Origin of the sequence: Achromobacter dolens (assembly GCF_902859745.1) — a bacterium.
Taxonomy (GTDB): domain Bacteria; phylum Pseudomonadota; class Gammaproteobacteria; order Burkholderiales; family Burkholderiaceae_B; genus Achromobacter; species Achromobacter dolens.
Genome location: NZ_CADIJW010000027.1, coordinates 50514 through 72376, shown reverse-complemented (window position 1 = coordinate 72376; position 21863 = coordinate 50514). Strand labels below are relative to the sequence as shown.

The 21863-nt window shown below is 69.8% G+C and carries 22 protein-coding genes; 10 read left to right on the top strand and 12 right to left on the bottom strand.

The window, feature by feature from the left end:
• Both HV783_RS18510 and HV783_RS18505 read left to right on the top strand, forming a co-directional pair.
• Positions 1 to 203: iron chelate uptake ABC transporter family permease subunit (locus HV783_RS18510; protein WP_175189639.1), on the top strand; the 203-nt coding region annotated here is incomplete at its 5' end.
• A complete protein-coding gene (locus HV783_RS18505; protein ID WP_175189638.1) occupies positions 182 to 1006 on the top strand; it encodes an ABC transporter ATP-binding protein in 825 nt (274 codons plus the stop codon). The genes HV783_RS18510 and HV783_RS18505, both read left to right, overlap by 22 nt.
• A 57-nt stretch (positions 1007 to 1063) precedes the next feature.
• On the opposite strand, the gene HV783_RS18500 is transcribed toward HV783_RS18505, so the two are convergent.
• The 4 genes from HV783_RS18500 to HV783_RS18485 form a co-directional block, all read right to left on the bottom strand.
• Positions 1064 to 1816 carry an amino acid ABC transporter ATP-binding protein gene (locus tag HV783_RS18500; RefSeq protein WP_026383076.1) on the bottom strand — a complete coding sequence of 251 codons (753 nt, stop codon included), beginning with the start codon at positions 1814 to 1816 and terminating at the stop codon, positions 1064 to 1066.
• A gap of 25 nt (positions 1817 to 1841) precedes the next feature.
• Positions 1842 to 2495 carry an amino acid ABC transporter permease gene (locus tag HV783_RS18495; RefSeq protein WP_006384524.1) on the bottom strand — a complete coding sequence of 218 codons (654 nt, stop codon included), beginning with the start codon at positions 2493 to 2495 and terminating at the stop codon, positions 1842 to 1844.
• Positions 2496 to 2611: 116 nt separating this feature from the next.
• Positions 2612 to 3403 (bottom strand): amino acid ABC transporter substrate-binding protein, encoded by a 792-nt coding sequence (locus HV783_RS18490; RefSeq protein WP_049073911.1) that lies wholly within the window; start codon positions 3401 to 3403, stop codon positions 2612 to 2614.
• Positions 3404 to 3637: 234 nt separating this feature from the next.
• A complete protein-coding gene (locus HV783_RS18485; protein ID WP_175189637.1) occupies positions 3638 to 4711 on the bottom strand; it encodes an NAD(P)H-dependent flavin oxidoreductase in 1074 nt (357 codons plus the stop codon).
• Between the two features lie 142 nt (positions 4712 to 4853).
• Here HV783_RS18485 and HV783_RS18480 point away from each other — a divergent pair, with 142 nt between their 5' ends.
• A complete protein-coding gene (locus HV783_RS18480) occupies positions 4854 to 5678 on the top strand; it encodes a TlpA family protein disulfide reductase (protein WP_175189636.1) in 825 nt (274 codons plus the stop codon).
• 34 nt (positions 5679 to 5712) lie between these two features.
• Here HV783_RS18480 and HV783_RS18475 read toward each other — a convergent pair whose 3' ends face one another.
• The 4 genes from HV783_RS18475 to HV783_RS18460 are packed head-to-tail and all read right to left on the bottom strand — an operon-like array spanning position 5713 to position 10119.
• Positions 5713 to 6051: a zinc ribbon domain-containing protein gene (locus HV783_RS18475; protein WP_144657435.1), complete on the bottom strand. Its 339-nt coding sequence runs from the start codon at positions 6049 to 6051 to the stop codon at positions 5713 to 5715.
• The gene (locus HV783_RS18470) at positions 6048 to 7190 is read right to left on the bottom strand and encodes a thiolase family protein (protein WP_175189635.1); all 1143 of its coding nucleotides are present in this window, start codon (positions 7188 to 7190) and stop codon (positions 6048 to 6050) included. The genes HV783_RS18475 and HV783_RS18470 overlap by 4 nt, the downstream gene beginning before the upstream one ends.
• Positions 7187 to 8500 carry an MFS transporter gene (locus HV783_RS18465; protein WP_054504195.1) on the bottom strand — a complete coding sequence of 438 codons (1314 nt, stop codon included), beginning with the start codon at positions 8498 to 8500 and terminating at the stop codon, positions 7187 to 7189. Before HV783_RS18465 ends, HV783_RS18470 begins: the two co-directional genes overlap by 4 nt.
• Before the next feature lie 35 nt (positions 8501 to 8535).
• The gene (locus HV783_RS18460) at positions 8536 to 10119 is read right to left on the bottom strand and encodes an ATP-dependent acyl-CoA ligase (RefSeq protein ID WP_175189634.1); all 1584 of its coding nucleotides are present in this window, start codon (positions 10117 to 10119) and stop codon (positions 8536 to 8538) included.
• 139 nt (positions 10120 to 10258) lie between these two features.
• Here HV783_RS18460 and HV783_RS18455 point away from each other — a divergent pair, with 139 nt between their 5' ends.
• A complete protein-coding gene (locus HV783_RS18455) occupies positions 10259 to 11185 on the top strand; it encodes a LysR family transcriptional regulator (protein ID WP_240317223.1) in 927 nt (308 codons plus the stop codon).
• A gap of 76 nt (positions 11186 to 11261) precedes the next feature.
• Here the strand turns inward: HV783_RS18455 and HV783_RS18450 are convergent, their stop codons facing one another.
• Positions 11262 to 11780, bottom strand: a complete 519-nt coding sequence (locus HV783_RS18450; RefSeq protein WP_175189633.1) for a DUF6622 family protein — start codon at positions 11778 to 11780, stop codon at positions 11262 to 11264.
• Positions 11781 to 11886: 106 nt separating this feature from the next.
• Positions 11887 to 12831 carry an N-acetyl-gamma-glutamyl-phosphate reductase gene (gene argC / locus HV783_RS18445; protein ID WP_175189632.1) on the bottom strand — a complete coding sequence of 315 codons (945 nt, stop codon included), beginning with the start codon at positions 12829 to 12831 and terminating at the stop codon, positions 11887 to 11889.
• 143 nt (positions 12832 to 12974) lie between these two features.
• Between argC and HV783_RS18440 the strand changes: the two genes are divergently transcribed.
• Entirely contained in the window at positions 12975 to 13871 is an 897-nt protein-coding gene (locus tag HV783_RS18440; RefSeq protein WP_064525277.1) for a LysR family transcriptional regulator, read from the top strand.
• A 33-nt stretch (positions 13872 to 13904) separates the two neighbouring features.
• On the opposite strand, the gene HV783_RS18435 is transcribed toward HV783_RS18440, so the two are convergent.
• On the bottom strand, positions 13905 to 15689 hold the full coding sequence (locus HV783_RS18435) for a chloride channel protein (RefSeq protein ID WP_175189631.1): 1785 nt from the start codon (positions 15687 to 15689) through the stop codon (positions 13905 to 13907).
• Between the two features lie 120 nt (positions 15690 to 15809).
• On the opposite strand from HV783_RS18435, the gene HV783_RS18430 reads away from it, so the two are divergent.
• The 5 genes from HV783_RS18430 to HV783_RS18410 all read left to right on the top strand — a co-directional run bounded on the left by HV783_RS18430 (position 15810) and on the right by HV783_RS18410 (position 20266).
• Entirely contained in the window at positions 15810 to 16259 is a 450-nt protein-coding gene (locus HV783_RS18430) for a MarR family winged helix-turn-helix transcriptional regulator (RefSeq protein ID WP_054504202.1), read from the top strand.
• Positions 16260 to 16365: 106 nt separating this feature from the next.
• Complete coding sequence (locus HV783_RS18425) at positions 16366 to 17526, top strand: HPP family protein (RefSeq protein ID WP_437341323.1); 1161 nt, start codon at positions 16366 to 16368, stop codon at positions 17524 to 17526.
• 63 nt (positions 17527 to 17589) lie between these two features.
• Positions 17590 to 19029, top strand: coding sequence for a sensor histidine kinase (locus tag HV783_RS18420; RefSeq protein WP_175189629.1), 1440 nt, complete (start codon positions 17590 to 17592; stop codon positions 19027 to 19029).
• On the top strand, positions 19026 to 19640 hold the full coding sequence (locus tag HV783_RS18415) for a response regulator transcription factor (RefSeq protein WP_054504204.1): 615 nt from the start codon (positions 19026 to 19028) through the stop codon (positions 19638 to 19640). The genes HV783_RS18420 and HV783_RS18415 overlap by 4 nt, the downstream gene beginning before the upstream one ends.
• Before the next feature lie 137 nt (positions 19641 to 19777).
• Positions 19778 to 20266, top strand: a complete 489-nt coding sequence (locus HV783_RS18410) for a GlcG/HbpS family heme-binding protein (protein ID WP_064525291.1) — start codon at positions 19778 to 19780, stop codon at positions 20264 to 20266.
• A gap of 81 nt (positions 20267 to 20347) precedes the next feature.
• On the opposite strand, the gene HV783_RS18405 is transcribed toward HV783_RS18410, so the two are convergent.
• On the bottom strand, positions 20348 to 21853 hold the full coding sequence (locus HV783_RS18405; RefSeq protein WP_175189628.1) for a hypothetical protein: 1506 nt from the start codon (positions 21851 to 21853) through the stop codon (positions 20348 to 20350).
• Between the last annotated feature and the right edge of the window lie 10 nt (positions 21854 to 21863).

The following is a 21863-nucleotide window of genomic DNA, read 5'->3' as shown; positions in this document are numbered from 1 at the left end:
AGATCGCCCGCCGCTGCGTGCCCGCGAGCGGCCCGCAACCGCTGCTGGCGGCCCTGACCGGCGCCGTGCTGCTGGCCGGCGCCGACCTGCTGACCCGCCTGGCTGGCCCCAACGGGCTGCCGGTCGGCGTCCTGACCGCCGGCATCGGCGGCGTCTATCTTGCTTTCCTGCTGGTACTCGAATGGCGCAAGACCTCCACTTGACCCCCCCTTCCCCCGGCGCGTCCGCGCTGCAACTGCGGCAAGTCCACCTGGCCTACGGCGACAGGCCCGTGCTGCGCGACCTGTCGCTCACGGTGGCCCCGGGCGCGTTCACGGCGGTGGTCGGCCCCAACGGCTGCGGCAAGTCCACGCTCCTGCGGGTGCTCGGCGGCGCGCTGGCGCCCAGCCAGGGCCAGGCGCTGCTGGACGGCGCGGACCTGGCCAGCCTGCGGCGCAAGGCGGTGGCGCGGCGCCTGGCCTATCTGCCGCAGAACCCGGTGGCCCCGGAAATGATCACGGTGCGCGATCTGGTGGCGCGCGGCCGTTATCCGCACCAGACCCTGTTGCGGCAGTGGTCGCCCGCCGACGCCCGGGCGGTCGACGCGGCGCTGGCCGATACCGACCTGGCGGACCTGGCCGATCATCCCGTGCACACGCTGTCCGGCGGCCAGCGCCAACGCGCCTGGCTGGCGCTGGTGCTGGCGCAGGACTCCGGCATCATGCTGCTGGACGAACCCACCACGTTCCTGGACATCCGCCACCAGATCGACCTGCTGGAGCTGTGCGCGCGACTGCACCGCGCCGGCCGCACGCTGGTGGTGGTGCTGCATGACCTGAACCTGGCGTTCCGCTATGCCGACCGGGTCGTCATGATGCGGTCCGGCCGCATCGCCGCGCAGGGCGAGGTGCGCCAGGTGGTCACGGAGGACGCCATGCGGCAGGTGTTCGATCTGGAATGCCGGGTGCTGCCGGATCCGGAGACCGGCAGCCCCATGGTCGTGCCCCGGCGCGGCGGCCAGGGCTGAGGCTGGCGCGCCGGCGGGGCCAGGACGGCGGCAAGCCGCCCGGCGCGGATACCGCCCTTACAGCATGTGCGCCAGGAACTCGCGGCTGCGCGGATGCTGGGGCGCACGGAAGAAGTCGGCGGAAGGCGCCTCTTCGACGATGCGGCCCTCGTCCATGAAGATGACGCGGTGCGCCACTTCGCGGGCGAAGCCCATTTCGTGGGTCACCACCAGCATGGTCATGTGCTCGTCGGCCAACTGGCGCATGGTGCGCAGCACTTCGCCGGTCAGCTCGGGGTCGAGCGCCGAGGTCGGCTCGTCGAACAGCATGATGTCGGGTTCCATCGCCAGCGCGCGGGCGATGGCCACGCGCTGCTTCTGGCCGCCGGACAGGCGCGTGGGATAGTTGTCGCGCTTGTTCAGCAGGCCGACCTTGCGCAGCAGTTCCTCGGCCTTGGGCACGATGGCGGCGCGCGGCATGCCCTTGACGATCATGGGCGCTTCGATGATGTTCTGCAGCACGGTCATGTGCGGGAACAGGTTGAACGACTGGAACACCATGCCCATCTTGCGGCAGATGCGGCGCACGTCCCCGTCGCTGGCGTAGCGGCTCTGGCCGCCCGGCACCGCCGTGGCCAGGGCTTCGCCCTCGATCTCGATGGTGCCGTCGTCGATGGTCTCCAGGTGGTTCAGGCAGCGCAGGAAGGTGCTCTTGCCCGAGCCCGACGGCCCGATCACCGCCACGACTTCGCCCTTGCCCAGTTCCAGCGAAACCTGGTCCAGCACCCGGTTGGCGCCGAACGACTTGACGATGCCGCGCGCCGAGATCATGGCGCCGCGACCGCCGGCGGACGGATTACTGGTCGTATTTGGCATAGCGCTTTTCCATACGCTGGAAGAACCACGTCAACACCAGCGTCATGATGAGATAGAAGGCGGCCGCGACCAGGAACGGCGTGGTCGTGAAGTCGCGCTGCACGATGCCGCGCGCGGTGCGCAGAATGTCGTTGAGCGCCAGCACGTAGATCAGGGAGGTGTCCTTGACCAGCGTGATGGTCTCGTTGCTCATGGGCGGCAGCACCCGCTGCACCATCTGCGGCAGCACGATGCGGCGCAGCGTCTGCAGGTAGGTCATGCCCAGCACCTTGCTGCCCTCGTACTGGCCGCGGTCCACCGACTGGATGCCGGCGCGGAAGATCTCGGCGAAATAGGCCGCGTAGTTCAGCGCGAACGCCACCACCGCCGCCGGGAAGTCGGGCAGGCGCACCCCCACCACCGGCACGAACGGCAGCGCGAAGTAGATGAACAGCATCTGCAGCATCAGCGGCGTGCCGCGCATCAGCCAGATGTAGCCGTTGACCAGTTGGCTGACGAAGCCCCACTTGGAGATCCGCAGCAGCGCCAGCACCAGGCCCAGCGGCACGGCCAGCGCCAGCGTGATGAAGAACAGCGTCAAGGTCACTTTCGCGCCTTGCGCCAGGGGTCCCAGGAGGGAGAGTACGTAGTCCATGCGGATGGGTGGGCGCCTTGCCGGCGGGAGGAATCAGGAGCGGGATGGGCGGCGCGGGGAATCGCCGGACTGAAAAACGCCCGGACCGCGGCGCGGTCCGGGCGTTTCCCGGGAGATTACTTGACGATGTTGGCGCCGAACCACTGGGTGGCGATGCGGCCGGCGGTGCCGTCCTGCTTCATCGAATCCAGGGTCTTGTCGAGCTTGGCCAGCAGCTCGGTGTCGTCCTTGCGCACGCCGACGCCGTAGTCTTCGGTGCCGAAGTTGTCGTCCAGCACGCGGTATTCACCGGCGCGCTTGCTGATCAGGTAGCGGCCCACGACTTCGTCGACCACGATGGCGTCCAGGCGGCCGGCGGCCAGGTCCATCAGCGCGGTGACGTTGTCGCCGAACTTCTTGACTTCCTTGATGCTGCCGGCGACCGGGTCCTTGGCGATGGCGTCGGTGGCGCTGCTGCCGTCCTGGGCGCCGACCACCTTGCCGGCCAGATCGGCCTTGGCCTTCACCGGCGAGGCGTTGCCGACAATGATGATCTGGTGGTTGGCCATGTAGGGGGCCGTGAAGCTGATGTTCTTCTTGCGCTCTTCGGTGATGGTCAGGCCGTTCCAGAGCACGTCGACGCGCTTGCCGTTCAGCTCGGCTTCCTTGGCGCTCCAGTCGATCGGCTTGAATTCGACTTCCAGGCCCAGGCGCTTGCTGGCTTCCTTGGCCATGTCGACGTCGAAACCGACGATCTGGTTGTTGGCGTCGCGGAAACCCATGGGCGGGAAGTTGTCGTCCAGGCCGACGACGACCTTGCGGGCGGCGGCCGGGGCCTGCGCGCTGGCGGCCGGCGCGTTGTCGGACGGGCCGCAGGCGGTCAGCATCGTGGTGGCGGACACGAGAAGAACAGCAGTCAGTTTTTTCATATTTATCGAGGGCGCGAGGCGCAGGAATGAAGAAGGCCGGAGGGCTCGACGAAAGCCGCGAGCCGGTTATTTTAGCGTCCCTGGAAATATGTGTTTCATCGTGGCCATATATAGGGCCAAGCGATAGCGCCGGACAAGATCCTGCCAGGGGACGGGTTGCCCGCCCCCAACGGCGTCAACGCCCAGGCGCCGCCTGACGGCACATTCGCCAACCCCCGGACAGGCCGCGAGGCCCTAGCCGGCCCGCGCCGCCATGCCCCCGCGCAGGCCGGCCGCGCAGTCGAGCGCGTCGTCCCACAACTGGCGGGTCAACGCCTCGGCGTCGGTCTCGCGCGCCAGCGCGGCGGCCTCGCCCGACCACAGCAGCGAGAAATCCCCGCTGCCGGTCTTTTCCACCGCCGCCCGCAGCGGATCGACCGCCCCGGTCGCCAGCGGAAACGCCGGCGCCGCCGCGCTCATCGGTCCCTGTTCGCGCATGAAGCGCGTCAGCAGCCCGCGCGCCGGGCGGCCGGTATACAGATTGGTCAGGCGCGTGGCATCGTCGCGCGCGGCCAGCACCGCCTGGCGATGGATGGCCGAACGGCCGGCCTGCGGCGTCAGCAGATAGGCGGTGCCCAGTTGCGCGGCCGCCGCGCCCAGCGCGAAGGCCGCGGCGATGCCACGCCCGTCGGCGATGCCGCCGGCCGCGATCACCGGCACGCCCACCGCGTCCACCACCTGCGGCAACAAGGCGTACAGGCCCGGCTGCGCGCCGATGTCATCGGTCAGGAACATGCCGCGATGGCCGCCCGCCTCCACGCCCTGGGCGATGATGGCGTCCACGCCCCGGGCGTCGAGCCAGCGCGCCTCCTCGACGGTGGTGGCGGACGACAGCACCATGGCGCCGGCGCGCCGCACCCGCTCCAGCAGCGCGTCGTCCGGCAGGCCGAAATGGAAGCTGACCACCGCCGGGCGCGATTCCTCGACCACCTGGCACATGGCTTCGTCGAATGGCGCTCGGCCCGGGCCGCCGCCGGCGGCCGACAGGTCCAGCCCGGCCTCGCGGTAGTACGGCGCAAGCGTCTCGCGCCAACGGACCTGGGCCGCCTCGTCGGGCGCCGGCGGGGTGTGGCTGAAGAAATTCAGGTTGAACGGCGCGTCGGTCTGCGCGCGGATCGCGGCGATCTGCTCGCGCAGCGTGTCCGGGCCGAGCGCCGCGCAGGCCAGCGAGCCGAGGGCCCCGGCGCGGCATGCGGCGATGGTCAGCGGGCTGAAAGAGCCGACCATCGGCGCTTGGATCAGGGGCAACAGCGAAGGCAGCGATTTCATCGAGGGCACACGACGGCGGGGAAGGATGCCCAAGCATATCGCAACGGCGTGCTAGGCTTGGGCCTTGTCCCTACTCGCATCACGCCATGGAATTTCGCAGCAACGGCCGCCCCGGCGTGGCCGCGCGCCGGGAGCGCGCCGCATGAGCCCCGCCCTCCGTCTCGGCCCCCTGGTGTTTCCGATCGAGCTCGCGCTGCTGGCGGCCGCCGTCGCCATCGGCCTGCTCGCCAGCCGCCTGCTGGCCGGCGCGCGCGCCGAGGACGCCAGCCGCGTCTTGTGGCGCTGCCTGCTGCTGGGCCTGCTGGTGGCGCGGCTGACCTTCGTCTGGCAATACCGCGATCACTTCCTGCAGGCCCCGCTCAGGATTCTCGACCTGCGCGACGGCGGCTGGGCCGGTTCCGCCGGACTGGCCGCGGCGCTGGCCTACGGCGCCTACGCCGTGCTGCGCCAACTCGCTCCACGCCGCGCCGTGTTGGTCGCGATGGCGCTGGGCACGGCGGTCTGGCTCGGCGGCGGCCGCCTGCTGGCGCCGCCGGCCCAGACGCAGCCGCAGTTGGCGGAACTGTCGCTGCAACACATGGACGGCGCCGCCGCCACGCTGGCCGCCTTTCACGGCAAGCCGATGGTCGTGAACCTGTGGGCCAGTTGGTGCCCGCCGTGCCGCCGCGAAATGCCGGCCTTCGAGCAGGCGCAGGCGGCCAACCCCGACATCCATTTCGTCTTTCTGAACCAGGGCGAAGCGGCGGCCACCGTCCGCCAATACCTGGATGAGCACGCGCCATCGCTTGCCAACGCCTTGCTCGATCCGGCCGGCGACGCCTCGCGCCAGATGAGCAACCGCGGCCTGCCAGCGACCCTGTTCCTCGATGCCGAAGGCCGGCTGATGGACGTGCGCGTCGGCGAACTGTCGAGCCCCGCGCTGGCGCAACGGCTGCAATCGATCCGCGCGGCCGACGGGCAGCGCTGATCGGCGCGCTCACGCCAAGGCCGATTCCGGGCTGTCAGCCCTCGCCCGGCACCGCGTCGCCCTCGGATAACGCTTGCGCCCAGGGCAGCGCCCCCCCTTGCGCCGTCCGTGTCAGCAAACGCAAGCGTTGCCCCACCCCTTGCGGCATATCCGCCAGGCGCACCACCAGCAGCGGCCCGCGCGGCAGCGCATTGACGGTAGCGAAGACGCCGTCGGCATCGCCGCCCTTGCCCGGCACCCGGGTCCACGCCAGCAGTTCAGCTTGCTCCACCGCCACCTCGAGCGCCCGCTCCTGTCCGCACGCCGGGCACCACAGCCGCGCCGGGTAGACCCGGTGCCCGCACTGTGCGCATTCCATCACGCTGAAACTCATGCATCCTCCCGGGCCAGCACCGCGGCGTTGGCGCACATGCCGTAGCGCAACTGCACCATGCCGTAGCCGGTCGCCACGCCGTGGCGCGCACCCGCCACCTGCCGCGCGCCGGCGCGGCCCAGCAATTGGCGCGCCACTTCCGCCAGCCCATGCATGCCGCCGGCCGTGCCGGCCTGTCCCGCCGACAACTGGCCGCCCGCCGTATTGACCGGCAACTCGCGCGTGGCGATGCGGCGCGCAATGAACCCCGGCAGGTCGTCCGCCGGCGCCAGGCCCAGGTCGCACAACTGCGCCACGGCCATCGCCGGGTAATCGTCGTACACGCCGACCACGTCCATGTCTTGCGGCCCGAGGCCAGCCTCGGCCCACAGCACGGGCGCGAACCCGGCGATACCGGTCACCAGCCCGTCGCCTTCCTGCTGGTCGGCGTTGTAGCGCGCGCCGCTGGCCCGCAGCGTGACGTGCACGCCTTGCGGCCGCGCCTGCAGCACCAGCGCGCAGGCGCCGCTGACCACCGGCACGCAATCGAGCCGGCCCAGCGGCTCGGCCACCATCGGCGCCTCCAGATACTGCGCCAGCGTCAGCGGCTGGCGATAGGCAGCGTTGGGATTGCCGGCCGCCCAGGCGCGCTGCGCCACGCACAGCGCGCCATAATCCTCCCGCCGCAGGCCGGTTTGCGCCATCTGGCGCTGCGTCAGCATGGCGAACAGCGGGTTCGGTCCGGCGCAGCCCAGGGGGCTCAGGTAATCCTGCGCGCTGCGGTTATAGCGCCCCACCAGCGCGGCAAAGTCGGCGCCGCTGAAATGGTCGCCCGCCACCAGCACGATGGTGCGCGCCTGTCCGGCCCGCAGCGCCAGCCAGGCGTGGCGCAGCAGGTTGATGGCGCTGGCGCCGCCCATCTCGTCCTGCATGCACCAGTCCAGCGTCAGCCCGAGCCGCCACGCCACGTCAATCGCGCGGTCGGGGCGCAGCGTGAACGAGGCCAGCCCCAGGCCGTCGACGTCCGCCGGCCGCAACCCGGCGTCGTCCAGCGCCAGCCGCACCGCCCGCGCGATCAGCGTGGCCGTGTCGCAGCCGGGCTCGGGATGGCGCAGCGCGGGCGTCTCGCCCACGCCGACGATGCCGGGACCGGCGCTCATGCCGATTCCTGGCGCGGCGGCTCGCGCGTCAGCAGCAAGGTGATGACCGTGATGGCCGCCATCCCCACCAGAAACCACGCCACCGGCGTGGCCGATTCATACTTGCGCAGCAGCGCCATGGCGATCAGCGGAGACAGGCCGCCAGCGAACACCGAGGCCAGCTCGTGGCCGAGCGCCAGGCCGGTGTAGCGCACCTCGGCCGGGAACAGCTCGGCGAAGTACGCCGGCTGGGTGCCGATCATGGCCGCGTGGCAGACCGTATTGCCCAGGAAGAACGCCAGGAAGATCCACACCGGCTCCTTGGTCTGCACCAGCCAGAAGAACGGAAACGCCGCCAGCATCAAGCCGGCCGAGCCGATCAGGTAGACGGCGCGCCGGCCGATGCGGTCCGACAGGTGGCCGAACCACACCAGCGTGCCCAGCTCGATGAACATGGACGCCAGCACCCCGCCCAGCATCACGTCATTGGGAATGCCCAGGAACTTGCCGTAGGCCAGCGCGAACGCCAGGAAGATGTACGAGCCGCCGTTCTCCGCCACGCGCAGCCCCATGGCCGTGAACACCTGGCGCGGATAGCGGCGGAACACTTCCACCGCCGGCATGCCGCGCTTGGCGGTCTTCCTGGCCTGCACGAATTCGTCGCTTTCCGGGATGTGCTTGCGAATGTACAGGCCGATGCCGAAGATCAGCACGCTCAGGAGGAACGGCAGGCGCCAGCCCCAGCTCATGAAGGCCTCCTGCGGCAGTTGCTGCGCCAGCATGAAAACGCCGGAAGACAACACAAAGCCGCCCGCCACGCCCAACTGGCTGAACGACGAAAAGTAGCCGCGGCGCTTGCCGCCCACCGCCTCGCTGATGAGCAGCACGCCGCCGCCCCATTCGCCGCCGGCGGCCGCGCCTTGCAGCACGCGCAGCACCACCATCGCCACCGGCGCCCAGATGCCGATCTGCTCATAGGTGGGCAACAGCCCGATCAGGAAGGTGGCCGCGCCCATGATGCCCAGCGTCCATTCCAGCGCCAGCTTGCGGCCGTAGCGGTCGCCGATGTGGCCGAAGACCACGCCGCCCAGCGGCCGCGCCAGAAAGCCCACCGCAAAGCCGGCGAAGGCGCCCATGGTGCCCAGCAGCGGATCGGTGCCCTTGGGAAAGAACAGCTCGCCGAACACCAGCGCCGCCGCCGTGCCGTAGATGAAAAAGTCGTACCACTCCATCGCGTTGCCCGCGACGGACGCCATCACCACCCGCCGCGTGCGCTTCCTGCGGGCCTGCTCGTCGGCGCTCTGCGCCGCGCCCTGGTATGCCAACGTCATGGTCTTACCCCTTGTTTTATATATATGGACGGGATTCAGCGCGCCACGCGGTAGCCGGCGGCGTCGCGATCCCAGGTGTCGCCCGTCACGCCCTCATCGCGCAACCGGAACTTGCGGACCTTGCCGTTCTCGGTGCGCGGCAGGTCGTCGAGCATGCGCAGATAGCGCGGCACGGCGAAATACGGCATGCGCGGCTGGCAGAAATCCAGCAGCGCCTCGGGCGTGAGCGCGCAGCCCGGCTTGCAGACCAGCGCCGCCATGACCTCGTCCTCGGCCAGCTCCGAGCGCACGGCGTAGACCGCCGCCACCGCCACCGACGGATGCGCCAGCAGCACCTGCTCGACCTCGTACGACGAGATGTTCTCGCCGCGCCGGCGGATCGCGTCCTTCATGCGGTCCAGGAAGCGGAAGTAGCCGTCGGCGTCGCGCACCACGCGGTCGCCGGTGTGGAACCACAGGTTGCGCCAGGCCTCGACCGTCTTGTCGGCCATGCCGAAGTAGCCGGTGGCGATGGCGAACGGCGGCCGCGCCCGCAGCAGCAGTTCGCCGGCCTCGCCGTCCGGCAGCGGCGCGTCGTGCTCGTCCGCGACGATGGCGTCGAACTCGGGCGCGACCCGGCCCATGGCGCCCGGCCGCTGCTCGGCCAGCGTGCCGCCCAGCGCGAAGTTGGTTTCAGTGGAGCCGTAGCCTTCCAGCAGCGCGATGCCGGTGCGCTCGGTGAAGACGGCATGGAAGCGTTCGGGCACGCCCGGCGCCAGCGCGATGCGGGTGCGGTGGCCGCGTTCGGCCGCCGACGTTTCACGCGCCAGCAACATCGGCACCATCGCGCCCAGCAGATAGGTGACGGTGGCGCCGGTGGCCGCCAGCCGCTCGAAATAGCGGCTGACCGAAAAGCGCTCGTCGCAGACGATCGAGGCGCCGGTCGCCAGCGCCTGGAAACAGGCGTTCAGCGCGTTGGTATGGAACAGCGGCAGGCTGGTGTAGAGCACGTCGTCGGCGCCGATCTCCAGGTTGCGGGCGGCGATGACGCCCCACCAATGGAATTGCGCGTGCGGGCAGCACACGCCCTTGGACAGACCCGAGGTGCCGGAGGTGTAGAGAATCGCCAGCGTATCGCCGGGGCCGAGGTCGGCCTCGGGCGCGAGCCCGTCCGGCAAGGCCGGCAGCGCGGCGGCGGGGGCCGGCAGGCCGGACGCAGCGGCGGCCGAGCCGTCCGCGCCATCGTCCAGCAGCCAGATCTGGCGCAGGGCCAGGCCGGCGGCGTCGAGGCCGGCCAGCGCGGGACAGGAGGCCCGATCCGCCACCAGCAGCACGCAACCGCTGTTGGCCAGGATGTGCTGCAACTGCATGCCGCGCGACGCGGTGTTGATCGGCACCACCACCGCGCCCAGCCAGCCGCAGCCCAGCACCAGCGACATGAACTCGATGCGGTTGCCCGCCATCAGGCCGACGCGGTCGCCACGGGCCACGCCGGCCTGGGCCAGCAGGGCCGCCCAGCGGGCCGCGTGCGCGGGCGCCTCGGCGTACCGCAACGCCCCGCCCGGCGCCTGGATCCACGGCCGCGTTCCCTGGCGCGCCGCCTGGTCGCGCAACAGCGACGGCAAAGTCAATGCATGCATGACGTGCTCTTCCCCTTGTTGTCGGCGGCCGCATGGTCACTGCCGCGGCTCGTGAAAATTAGTCTAGGAATCAACTATTTATGTGTCAAATTTATGGGTATTATTCATTGCATAAACCACACTGATAACAAGGGCGAGCGTGGACTTCGACTTGAATCTCATGCGGGTTTTCCTGACGGTGCTGCATGAACGCAGCGTCACCCGCGCGGCCCAGCGCCTGCAATTGACGCAGCCCGCTGTGAGCTATGCCCTGGCCCGGTTACGCGAGAAGTTCGACGATCCCCTGTTCGTGCGCACCCCTTCGGGCATGCGGCCCACGCCGGTGGCCTTCGCGCTGGCCGACCCGATCGAACGCGGCATGAACAGCTTTGCCGAGGCGGTCAGCCTGCGGCAGCATTTCGAACCTGCCAGCAGCACGCGGCGGTTCCGGCTGTCGATGTCGGATATCGGCGAGATGGTGTTCCTGCCCAGCCTGATGGAACGCGTGCACGCGCTGGCGCCGCGCCTGCAGGTGGAGGTGGTGGAGGTGGCGCTGGAACAACTGCCGCAGGCGCTCAAGGATGGCGACATCGACCTGGCCATCGGCAACCTGGCCGGCCTGGGCCGCCACACGCGCCACGCCGACCTGTTCAGCGAGCGCTATGCCTGCATGGGCCGGCGCGGCCACCCGGTGTTGTCGGCCGGGCTGACGCGGGGCCAGTTCAAGCGGCTCGACCACATTCTGGTGGCCTCGCGCGCCAGCGCCCACCGCCTGTTGGACGACGTGTTAGGCGAAGCCGGTCTGCACCGCCAGCCGTACCTGACGTTGCCACATTTCTCGGCCGCCGCCGAGATCGTGCGACGCACCGACCTGACCGTCACCCTGCCATACCGCGCCGCGGTCTGGTTCAACCGCGACAACGCCTTCGAGATCCGGCCGCTGCCGCTGGCGTTGCCGCCGCTGAGCGTCACGGTGCACTGGCACCCGCGTTTCGAGAGCGACCCCGGCACGCGCTGGCTGCGCACGCTGGTGGTGGACACGCTGGCGGACCGCGATGCGGGCGGCTCGGCGGGCGCATCGATGTGATCGGATCTCGCAACAGGCTCGCGCAAGGAAGCGGGCAGCCACCGCCGGCCGACGTGTCCGCCTGGCGCCCGCCGTGTCAGCGCCGCGCCAGCGGCGGCAGTGCCAGGTGTCGCAGGTGCCACACCTGCGACAGCGTGCCGCCCCAGAACATGCCGTCGACCAGCCCGGATACGCCGCCAAATGCCGCCGAGAACACGGCATCGGCGGCCAGTCCGTGGTTGCGCGCCAGCATCGTCATCAGCACGAACTTGGACGCGAAGGCCAGCACCAGCAGGACCAGCGTGATCGGCGACCCCGGCCGCTCGATCATGCCTGTTTCCTGGTGATAGGTGGCGCGGCCGGCCCGCGACCACAAGATCCAGCCGAGCACGCCGCCCACGGCCATGCCGGCCGCGAAAGCCTCGTAGGCGGTCCGCAGGTCCGTGACCTCCCCATGGATCGACACCAACACCCAGACCAGGAACAGCACCGGCAACAGGAAAGTGCGCGACACCGAGAGCTGACGCGGCCGCAGCGCGCGTATGCCGCGGTACAGCAGCAGCGCGAACAGGGCCCATACCCAGAGCGGCGTGCGGTGCAGGATTTCCAGGGTCATGCAAGCTTCAGGCGGCGGATTCCAGGCAGGGGATCCCAGGCAGGCGCGGCCGGAACGGCAGCGCCTGCCCAGTTGAGCAGAAATCGCCTGACAAACCGCTGGCGCTTCAGGCCTCGGCCAGGGCCAGCGCGTCCAGCATCAGATCCAGGCTCTGCACCGCCGCGCCCGACGCGCCCTTGCCGAGATTGTCGAACACCGCGCTCAGCAGCACCTGGCCATGGTCAGCGTTGCCGTACACGGCCAGCCGCAGGTCGTTGGTGCCGTTGAGCGCCTGCGGGTCCAGGAACGTGTGCGCCGCCGCGTCCTGCGCCGCCACCACCTGCACGTGGCGGGCGCCGGCATAGTGTCCGGCCAGGCAGTCCTGCAAGCGCGCGGCGCTGACGCCAGCGGGCAGCAGCCGCAGTTGCAGCGGCACGGTCAGCACGATGCCCTGGCGGAACGCGCCGTACGACGGCACAAACACGGGCCGCTGTGTCAGGCCGGCGTGGCGCTCGATTTCCGGGGTGTGCTTGTGCGCCAGGCCCAGTCCGTAGACCTGGAAGGCCAGCCCGCCGGTGGCGCCCGGCCCCTCATAGGCATCGACGCTGGCGCGGCCGCCGCCCGAATAGCCGGACACCGCGTACACGCTGAACGGATAGTCGGCCGGCACCAGGCCGGCCTGCACCAGCGGGCGCAGCAGGGCGATGGCGCCCGTTGGGTAGCAGCCAGGATTGCTGACGCGCTTGGCCTGGGCGATGCGCTGCGCCTGCCCGGCGTCCATTTCCGGGAAGCCGTAGACCCAGCCCGCGGTGGTGCGGTGCGCCGAACTCGCGTCGATCACCCGCACCTCGGGATTGACGATGGACGCCACCGCCTGGCGCGCGGGCTCGTCGGGCAGGCACAGGATGGCGATGTCGCTGGCGTTGATGGCCTCGGCGCGCCGCCTCGGATCCTTGCGGTCGCCCTCGGCCAGCGTCAGCAGGCGCAGGTCGGTGCGGCCCCGCAGCCGTTCGTGGATCTGCAGACCGGTGGTGCCCTGGTCGCCGTCGATGAATACTAGGGGATGCGTCATGTGCGTGGCCTTGCGAAAGAGCCGGCGTGGCGCCGGCGGACTGGGTCGAAAATGGATCCGGGTGTTCATGATTGCCGATCTCACGCCATACGAAAAGTCGAATATCATGACGACAAGATTCAGAATTCCTGAACGAAACCGCCATGCGTGAAATCAACCTGGACCGCCTGCGCACCCTGGTCGCCATCGCCGACCTCGGTTCTTTCGCCGACGCCGCCCGTGCGCTGCACCTGGCGCCGCCCACCGTCAGCCTGCACGTGGCCGACCTGGAGGCGCGCGTCGGCGCGACGCTGCTGACGCGCAAGCGCGGCCAGGTCCGCCCCACGCCCATCGGCGACACCCTGCTGGAGCGCGCGCGCCGCATCCTGGCCGAGGCCGACCAGGCGCTCGACGACGTGCAGCGCCAGGTGCAGGGCCTGGCCGGCCGGGTGCGGTTGGGGGCGTCGACCGGCGCCATCGCCCACCTGCTGCCGCAGGCGCTGGAAACGCTTGGCCGCGAACACCCGGGCATCGATGTCCAGGTGGCCGTGCTGACCTCGCAGGAAACCCTGCAGCAACTGGGCGACGGCGCGCTCGACGTGGGCCTGGTGGCGTTGCCGCAGCCGCCGGTGCCGGGCCTGGTGCTGCGGCCCTGGCGGCGCGATCCCATCATGGCTTTCCTGCCCGCCGCCTGGAACCCGCCGGCGCGCGTCACGCCGGCCTGGCTTGGCGACCGGCCGCTGATCCTGAACGACGCCAGCACGCGCCTGTCGCGCCAGACCGGCGAATGGTTCGCCAGCGCCGGGCTGCAGCCGCGGCCGCGCATCCAACTGAACTACAACGATGCCATCAAGAGCCTGGTGGCGGCCGGCTACGGCGCCACGCTGCTGCCGCACGAAGCCACCGCGCCTCAGGCCGACCCGCGCATCGCCATGCGGCCGCTGCGCCCGGCGCTGTGGCGGCCGCTGGGCATCGCCCATCGCGACGGGCAGGTCGAACGCGCCACCCAGCACGTGCTCGACGCCCTCTGGCAATTGCGCGCGGCCGACGACCGCGCCTAGCCTGGCGTCCGCCCGTCGAGGCGGCCGATGGATTCAGCCGCCCGCGGACGACGCCCGCCGCAGGAACGACGCGCGCTCGGCTTCCTCGCGCAGCCGCCGGGCGCGGCTGCAGAACAGGTCCTTGCGGCCGACGATGCCCAGCACCCGGCCGCTGTCGCGGTCCAGGATCGGCACGCGGCCAGCGCCGGACAGCGCCATGCGGTCGGCGATCTGGCTGGCCAGTTCCTCGGGAAAGCCATGGACCAGTTCTCGCCCTGACAGCGCCTGCGCCAGCGTCCGCCCATGCAGTGCCGGTTCCAGCGCCCAGGCCAGGCTGTCGGCGCGCGTCACCTCGCCCACCGCCGCCCCGACCTCATCGACCACGGGATAGCTGGTGTGGACCGGTTGCGCGGTGGTGAAATGCGCGATCGCCTGCGCCACCGTCAGGCTGTCGGGCAGCGTCTGCGCCGGCGTGGTCATCACCTGGCTGGCGCGCAGCAGGTCGAACGGATCGACGCGGTACTCGCGGCTGACATGGTGGCCGCGCCGCGCGATCTTTTCAGTCAGGATCGAGCGGCGCAGCAGCAGCACCGTGACGCCGTAGGCGAACACGCAGGCCGCCAGCACCGGCAGCAAGGCCCCCAGGTTGCCGGTCAGCTCGACCGCGAACAAAGTAGCCGTCAAGGGCGCCCGCATGGTGCCGCCCATCATCGCCGCCATGCCCACCAGCGCCCAGAAGCCCGGCGCGGCCGGCGGCAGCAGCGGCGTGGCCAGCGCGCCGAGCGCGCCGCCGAAGATCAGCAAAGGCGCCAGCACCCCGCCCGAGGTGCCCGAGCCCAGCGCGATCGACCAGATCGCCACCTTCACCACCAGCAGCAGCAACACCGCCTGCAAGGCCAGGTCGCCCGCCAGCAGATGGCGGATGTTGTCGTAGCCCACGCCCAGCGCGGCCGGATCGATCAGGCCGCCGATGCCGATGGCCAGGCCGCCCAGCGCCGGCCACCACATCCAGTGCAGCGGCAGTTTCTCGAACAGGTCCTCGGCCGCGTAGACCAGTGCCGTCAGCGCGCCCGAGCCCAGCCCCGCCAGCACGCCCACGGCGGCGCAGGCCACCAGATGCCACGGGGTGAATGCCATGACGCCGGCATAGCTGAAGACCGGCCCGCCATCGAGCGCGAAGGCGCGCGCCACGGCCGCCACCAGCGCCGCGGTGGCCACCGGCAGGAAGCTGCGCGGCTTCCACTCGAACAGCAGCAGCTCCACCGCCAGCAATACCGCCGCCAGGGGCGTGGCGAAGATCGCCGTCATGCCCGCGGCGGCGCCGGCCACCAGCAGCGTCTTGCGCTCGCCGTCGTTCAGGTGGATGGTCTGCGCCAGCAGCGAGCCGATGGCCCCGCCGGTCATGATGATGGGGCCTTCCGCGCCGAAGGGACCGCCAGTGCCGATCGAGATGGCGGACGACACGGGCTTGAGCACCGCCACCTTGGGCGCGATGCGGCTCTTGCCGATCAGGATGGCTTCCATCGCTTCCGGAATGCCGTGGCCGCGGATCTTCTCCGAGCCGTAGCGCGCCATCAGGCCGATGATGAGGCAGCCAATGACGGGAATGGCCACCGACGCCGGCCCCAGGCGGCCGGTGGTGATGGGCAGGTCGGCGAACGAGAACAGGCCGTGGTAGGCCAGGTTGGTGCACAGCGCGATCAGGCGCAGCAAGGCCCAGGCGGCGGCCACGCTGGCCAGGCCGGTCGGCACGGCCAGCGCCATCAGCAGCACGACACGCTTGTCGGTGGTGAAGTCGCCCAGCCGCAAGGCGCGCACGGAAGAGGAAACGGGAGGCATGGTTCGAGGCGAGGAGAGGGAAACGGAACGCGCGGCCGCCGCGTCCGCGAGGACGGTGATCGGCCGCTGTTTGCGAAAAATCAAATATATCGTATCACGACATATATTAGAATCGGCCGGGTGAAACGTTCCCCAGCCCCCGCCCTGCCATCCGCCACCGACTACGAGTTGCTGGCCGATTTCCGCTACGCGCTGCGCAAGTTCGCCGCCTTCAGCGAAAACGCCGCGGCCGGCCTCGACCTGATGCCGCAGCAGCACCAGGCGTTGCTGGCCATCAAGGGCAGCCGGCCCGGCGCGCCCGGCCGCCGCGGTCTCTATGTCGGCGAGATCGCCGAGCGCCTGCTGGTGCGCCCGCATACCGCCGCCGAACTGGTCAATCGCCTCGAACGGCTGGACCTCGTCAGCCGCGAACCCGACCCTGAAGACGGCCGCCGCGTCGAGGTGGTGCTGACGGACAAGGCCGAGCGCATCCTGGCCAGCCTGTCGGCCTCGCACCTCGAAGAACTACGCGCCATGCGGCCGTTGCTGACCCGCCTGCTGGCCCGCATCGGCGACGACGCCGAGCGGTGATTCCGCCCGCCTCTCATGACCCGGCGGCACAAGCTCATGCCGCCGGCCGGCGCGCCGCGTGATAAATTGTCGTCCCCCGATATATCTGAAGCGGCGAGGTAAAGTTTTGGCTGTGGCTATCAAGCGCTGGCTCGGTGCGTTCGCGCCGGCGCCGGTTGGCGTCAATCTGCGCGAAAAGCTCTATGGCGCGTTGGGCGCGCTGGTCGGGCTGTTCTGCACTGAATGGGTCGGCCACCACGCGCTGGGCAACGCCAATCCCTGGTTCATCGCGCCGATGGGCGCGTCGGCCGTGCTGCTGTTCGCCGCGCCGGCCAGCCCGCTGGCGCAACCCTGGTCGATCATGGCGGGCAACCTGGTGTCGGCGTTGATCGGCGTGTTCTGCGCGCAGGCGATAGCCGATCCCGGCGTGGCCGCGGCCACGGCGGCGGCGCTGGCCATCGCCGCCATGTTCTCGCTGCGCTGCCTGCATCCGCCCAGCGGCGCGGTGGCGCTGACCGCGGTGCTGGGCGGGCCGCAGGTGGCGGCGCTGGGCTATGGCTTCGCGCTGTGGCCGGTGGCCTTGAATTCCGCCATCCTGCTGGGCATCGCCGTGGTCTTCAACGGCCTGCTCAGGCGCAACTATCCCCGCCGCCACGTCGAGCCCGCGCCCGGCCACCAGACCCGCGACCCGGCGCCCAGCGCCCGCCTGGGCTTCTCGCGCGCCGACCTGGACGAGGCCCTGGCGCAGCGCGGCGAGCTGCTCGACATCAGCAAGGAAGATCTCGAGGACATCGTGCTGGCCGCCGAACTGCGCGCCAGCCGGCGGCGCTTCGGCGACGTACGCTGCGCCGACATCATGTCGCGCGACGTGGTCGTGGTGCGGCAGCAGGATCCGCTGGACTACGCCGTGCGCCTGTTCGACAAGCACCGCCTGCAATGGCTGCCGGTGCTCGATTCCGCCGGTCACTACGCCGGCATGCTGGCGCAGGCCGACGCGCTGGCCCGACGCGGCCGTCCAGCCCAGGTCGCGGCCGCGGGCGGCGCGCCGGCCGACCTGCTGGTGGCCGACTGCATGCGTTCCGAGGTGCCGTTCGCCACGCCCGACCTGCCCGCGATCGAACTGGCCCGCCCCATGTCCGACGCCCTGCACTGCGTGCCTGTGCTGGACGAGGGCCGCGTGCTGGCCGGCCTGGTGACCCAGTCGGACCTGGTGGCCGCCCTGCACCAGATGGCGCTGTCGGCCGCCGCCCAGGCCGCGCCCGGCCACGACGGCCGCCTGGCGGCGTGAGCCGCGACGCCTCCGTAGCCCTACGGATTCCGCGCCGCATTGGCCGCGGGGCATAATTCCAGCGTGAATCCCCCGCTGCGCCACCGCGCCCTCCTCGCCTGGCTGGTCCTGTTCTGCCTGGGCGCCCTCTGGATCGGGCGCCAGCACTACGTCGACCAATACGAACGCTTCTTCCAGGACACCAGCGTGGCGCAGCGCATGCTGAGCCAGAAGACCGTGCAGCACGAGGCCGTGCTGGCGACGCTGTCCGCGCTGTCGCACCCGCCCGCGCCCGAACGGCTGTTTCCCAGCCTGCGGCCGGCCATGCCGCAGTTGCAGGCGCTCGGCTACCTGCCCGACGGCGCCTGGGCTGGCAGCACGGCCGAACCGCCCGGCCTGCGCGCCGCGGTCGAGCAGGCCCGCACCCTGGGCCGCCCTGTCACGCTGCCGCTGGATGCCGCCCGCTACTGGCTGGTGGCGCCGTCCGGCTGGAGCCTGCTGGTGGACGCCCGCGAACTCGTGCCCGCCGCCGACTTCCCCTCTGGCCTGGCCAACCTGACGCTCGCCATCGGCGAACAGCCGCTGCCCCTGCTGCAACGCCAGCCGGCGCCGGCCGGCCCCGGCTGGCCACTGGCGCTCGCCAAGCCGCTGGGCGCGGCCAGCCAGCCGTTCGCGCTGCACAGCACGCGCACCCTCACGCCCGCCTCCTGGCCCTGGCTGCCCTGGATTCTGTGGGGCCTGACCAGCGCGCTGCTGGTGGCGGGCGTCACCGCCACGCGGCGCTCGCGCGCCGAGGCGCGGCGCCAGCAGGAACAGGCGCGGCTGGCATCCATGGCGCGGCTGAGCACGCTGGGCGAAATGGCCGCCGGCATCGCCCACGAACTGAACCAGCCTCTGACCGCGATCCTGGCGCAGACCCGCGCCGCGCAACGCCTGCTGGACGACGAGGAAGAACGCCCCAGCGTACGCCGCGCCCTGCTGGCCAGCGCGGAACAGGCCAAGCGCGCCGCCGATATCATCAGCCGCATGCGGGCGCTGGTGCAGCCCAGCGCGCCCGGCCGGCGCGAGGCGCTGGACCCGGACGCGCTGGCGGCCTCGCTGCGTTTCCTGCGCGAACCCGAACTGGCGCGCCAGGGCATCCGCCTGCACTGGCACAACGCCAGCCCGCAGGCGCGGCCCCTGGCCGAGCGGGTCGCGCTCGAACAGATCCTGCACAACCTGGTGCAGAATGCCGCCGACGCGCTGGCCGATGCCCCGGGGCCGCGCCAGATCACGCTCGAAGGCCGCGCCGACGGCGCCACCTACGTCTTCAGCGTCAGCGACAACGGACCGGGCATCGCAGCCGACGCGCTGCCGCGGCTGTTCACGCCGTTCTATACCACCCGCGCGCAGGGCATGGGCCTGGGGCTGGCGCTGTGCGAAACGCTGGCTGGCGCGATGGACGGCCGCCTGGCCGCGCGCAACCTGCAGCCCTCGGGTGCCTGCTTCAGCCTGACCCTGCCCCTGGCCGGAGGCCCCGCATGAACCTGCCCGACCAATCGCCGCTGGTCTACCTGGTGGACGACGACGACGCCGTACGCGACGCGCTGGCGCTGCTGCTGCGCAGCGTCGGCCTGCGCAGCGCCGGCTACGGCGATCCGCAGCAGTTCCTGGCGCAGTTGTCGCCGCGCACCATCGGCTGCGTGGTGCTCGACATCCGCATGCCCGGCATCAGCGGACTCGATGTGCTGGCGCGCCTGGCCGAAGCCTCCGACCTGCCGGTGGTGATGCTGACCGGCCACGCCAACGTCGACCTGTGCCGCCGCGCCTTCAAGGGTGGCGCCATGGAATTCCTGCAGAAGCCGGTGGACGACGACATCTTCCTGGACGCGGTGCAGACCGCCGTGCGCGGCCACATCGCCCGTCGCGAACGCCTGGCCGTGACCCAGGCCGCTGCCGACCGCCTGGCGCGCCTGTCCGCGCGCGAGCACGAGGTGCTGGAGCGCATCGTGCAAGGCCTGAGCAACAAGGAGATCGCGCGCGAATTCGACCTGTCACCGCGGACCGTCGAAACCTACCGCGCCAATGTGTTCGCCAAGCTCGAGGCCGACTCGCTGGCGCAGTTGATCCGCCAGTACGCCACGCTGCTGGAGTGACGCCACCGTCAGCCTCGTCGCGCACGCCGCCTCCGTAGCGCTACGGAGGCGCGTGGGTAATCGGGCGTATACCGCGCCGCGCGCCTTTTGGCCACACTGACTGCTCCTGATCCCCACACGAATAAAGGACGCAGACCATGACCCGCCACCCGCTCGCCGCCCTGGTTGCCACGCTCGCCGTCAGCGGCGCCGCCCACGCCGCCGTGCTCACCGAAAGCAATATCTCGACCGCCGACGCCCAGAAGCTGGCCACCGCCGCCGTCGCCGCCTGCCAGGCCAAGGGCTACAACGTCAGCGCCTCGGTGGTCGACCGCGCCGGCCTGCTCAAGGCCTTCGTGCGCGCCGACAACGCCGGCCCCCACACCATCGAGGCGAGCCGCGCCAAGGCCTTCACCTCGGCCTCCGCCAAGGCGCCGACGCTGGCCATCATGGAGAACGCGCAGAAGAACCCCGGCGCCGCCAACCTGACCGACATCCCCGGCTACCTGCTGCTGGGCGGCGGCGTGCCGATCAAGGCCGGCAACAACGTCATCGGCGCCATCGGCGTGGCCGGCGCGCCCGGCGGCAACCTGGACGCGCAATGCGCGGATGCGGTGCTGGAAGAGAACGCGGCGTTGTTCAAGTAAGGCGAGCGAATCTGACCCCGAACGCCGCCGGATGGTCGGCTGCATTCGGCATCATGCGCGCATTCGGCTTCGAGCGTTTCATCAAATAGCGAACTCTGTCCAGTGTCCATCGGGGTGCAGCAAAACGTCCTGCCCGGAACCAAGCTGCATCGCCATCGCATCCATGTCGTCAAAGCTCTGCCCTACGACATTGGCCTGCGGGAGGGTCGCCTCCGGAAGCCACTCGTCGAACACATTTCGCGCAGCAAGCGGCTCCGCTGTTCCCAAATAGTCAGAAATTCGCTCGTCCTCAAATGCCAGGAACGCGCCACCCCAACTCGGACTTTGCGCGTACGCCATGATGTTTTCACTCAGTGTGACGCACACAAAATCGGGATCCTCGTCACAATCATACAAACTCCAAAGGGCATCCAACGTGAGGGGGTTATTCAGAGGATCACCATACACCTTGATCGGTGGCGATGGCGGCCCCTTCGGACCGGTCCCATCAGGGGGAAATGGTGGGTCAACCAGCTCCGCATAGTAGGGACCATCGGAGGGCTCATCGGATGAGGCGCTAGACGGCGGGGAAGATTCGGGGCTGGAAGGCCAGGACGCTGCTGGCTGCGGAACTGATGGCAGAGGATAGGAGACAGCCGGTGTGCTGCCGATCATTGGCGGGATTGGCATATCGGCCAAATCCACCTCACCCGATCCGGGCGCCGGTATCCATCCCTTTGATGGACCTGGAATCGCGTCAGGAAAGACCTGAAGATCGTCGAGATACAGCCCGGGCCAAGCCATGGTCGAAGGCTCCGCCAGCACGACAGGGTCTTGCAGACCGGATTGCGAAGTGACAAAGCCCCCATCATAGAGGGTGATCGTTCGGGACGATCCTTCGACTATTTCGCCCGCGACCACGGCTGCGATGCCATGCGCTTCCCGATACGGATCCTCGTAATACGAAATTACCGCAGTGCCCCCCGCCGTATCGGTCGCGATGAGCGTGAATCGTGTGAACGGGATGTCCCAGAACTCAAGATCGCCGAATCCGCCATGGAGGTATCCTTTATTGACCGCTCCCCACATCATGGCGCCGAACTGATCCATATAGGACAGCCCATCAATCCCGTCGAGGAGGCCATGGAGCGATAGCATCAGATCCTTAATGGCCATCATGAGCTTTTCGTCAAAAATCGCGGGGAAATCAACGGTGAAGATCTTTGCGGCGAATGCGGCCGTCATCAGTTTGACGTAGCTTTTCTCATCTGTCGTAAGCAGATTCTCGTCGAGCGCGGCAATCTTTATCAGCAGATCCTTATCCGCTTTAAATTTCTGCATTGCTTCACTGCCTGGTTCCTTCTCCGCGTCGAGATAGGCCAAATCATGCTGTTTGCAAAGCCAATCCAATGGACTGTCTACCTCTAGCCCTCCTGCGGGACCTATACGCCGCAAAGCAGGTTCTTTATCAAGTTCGGCCACGCTCTTGGTTGTGCCCCGCTCCCCCGCGGACCAATCTGGCCCGCACCATCGTCCGTATACCGGAAGCCAGCTGGTCGGATACCAACCAGTATCTTGAAATCTAATGCCGCCCTCTTCGGATGCCATTTTGTTTCCT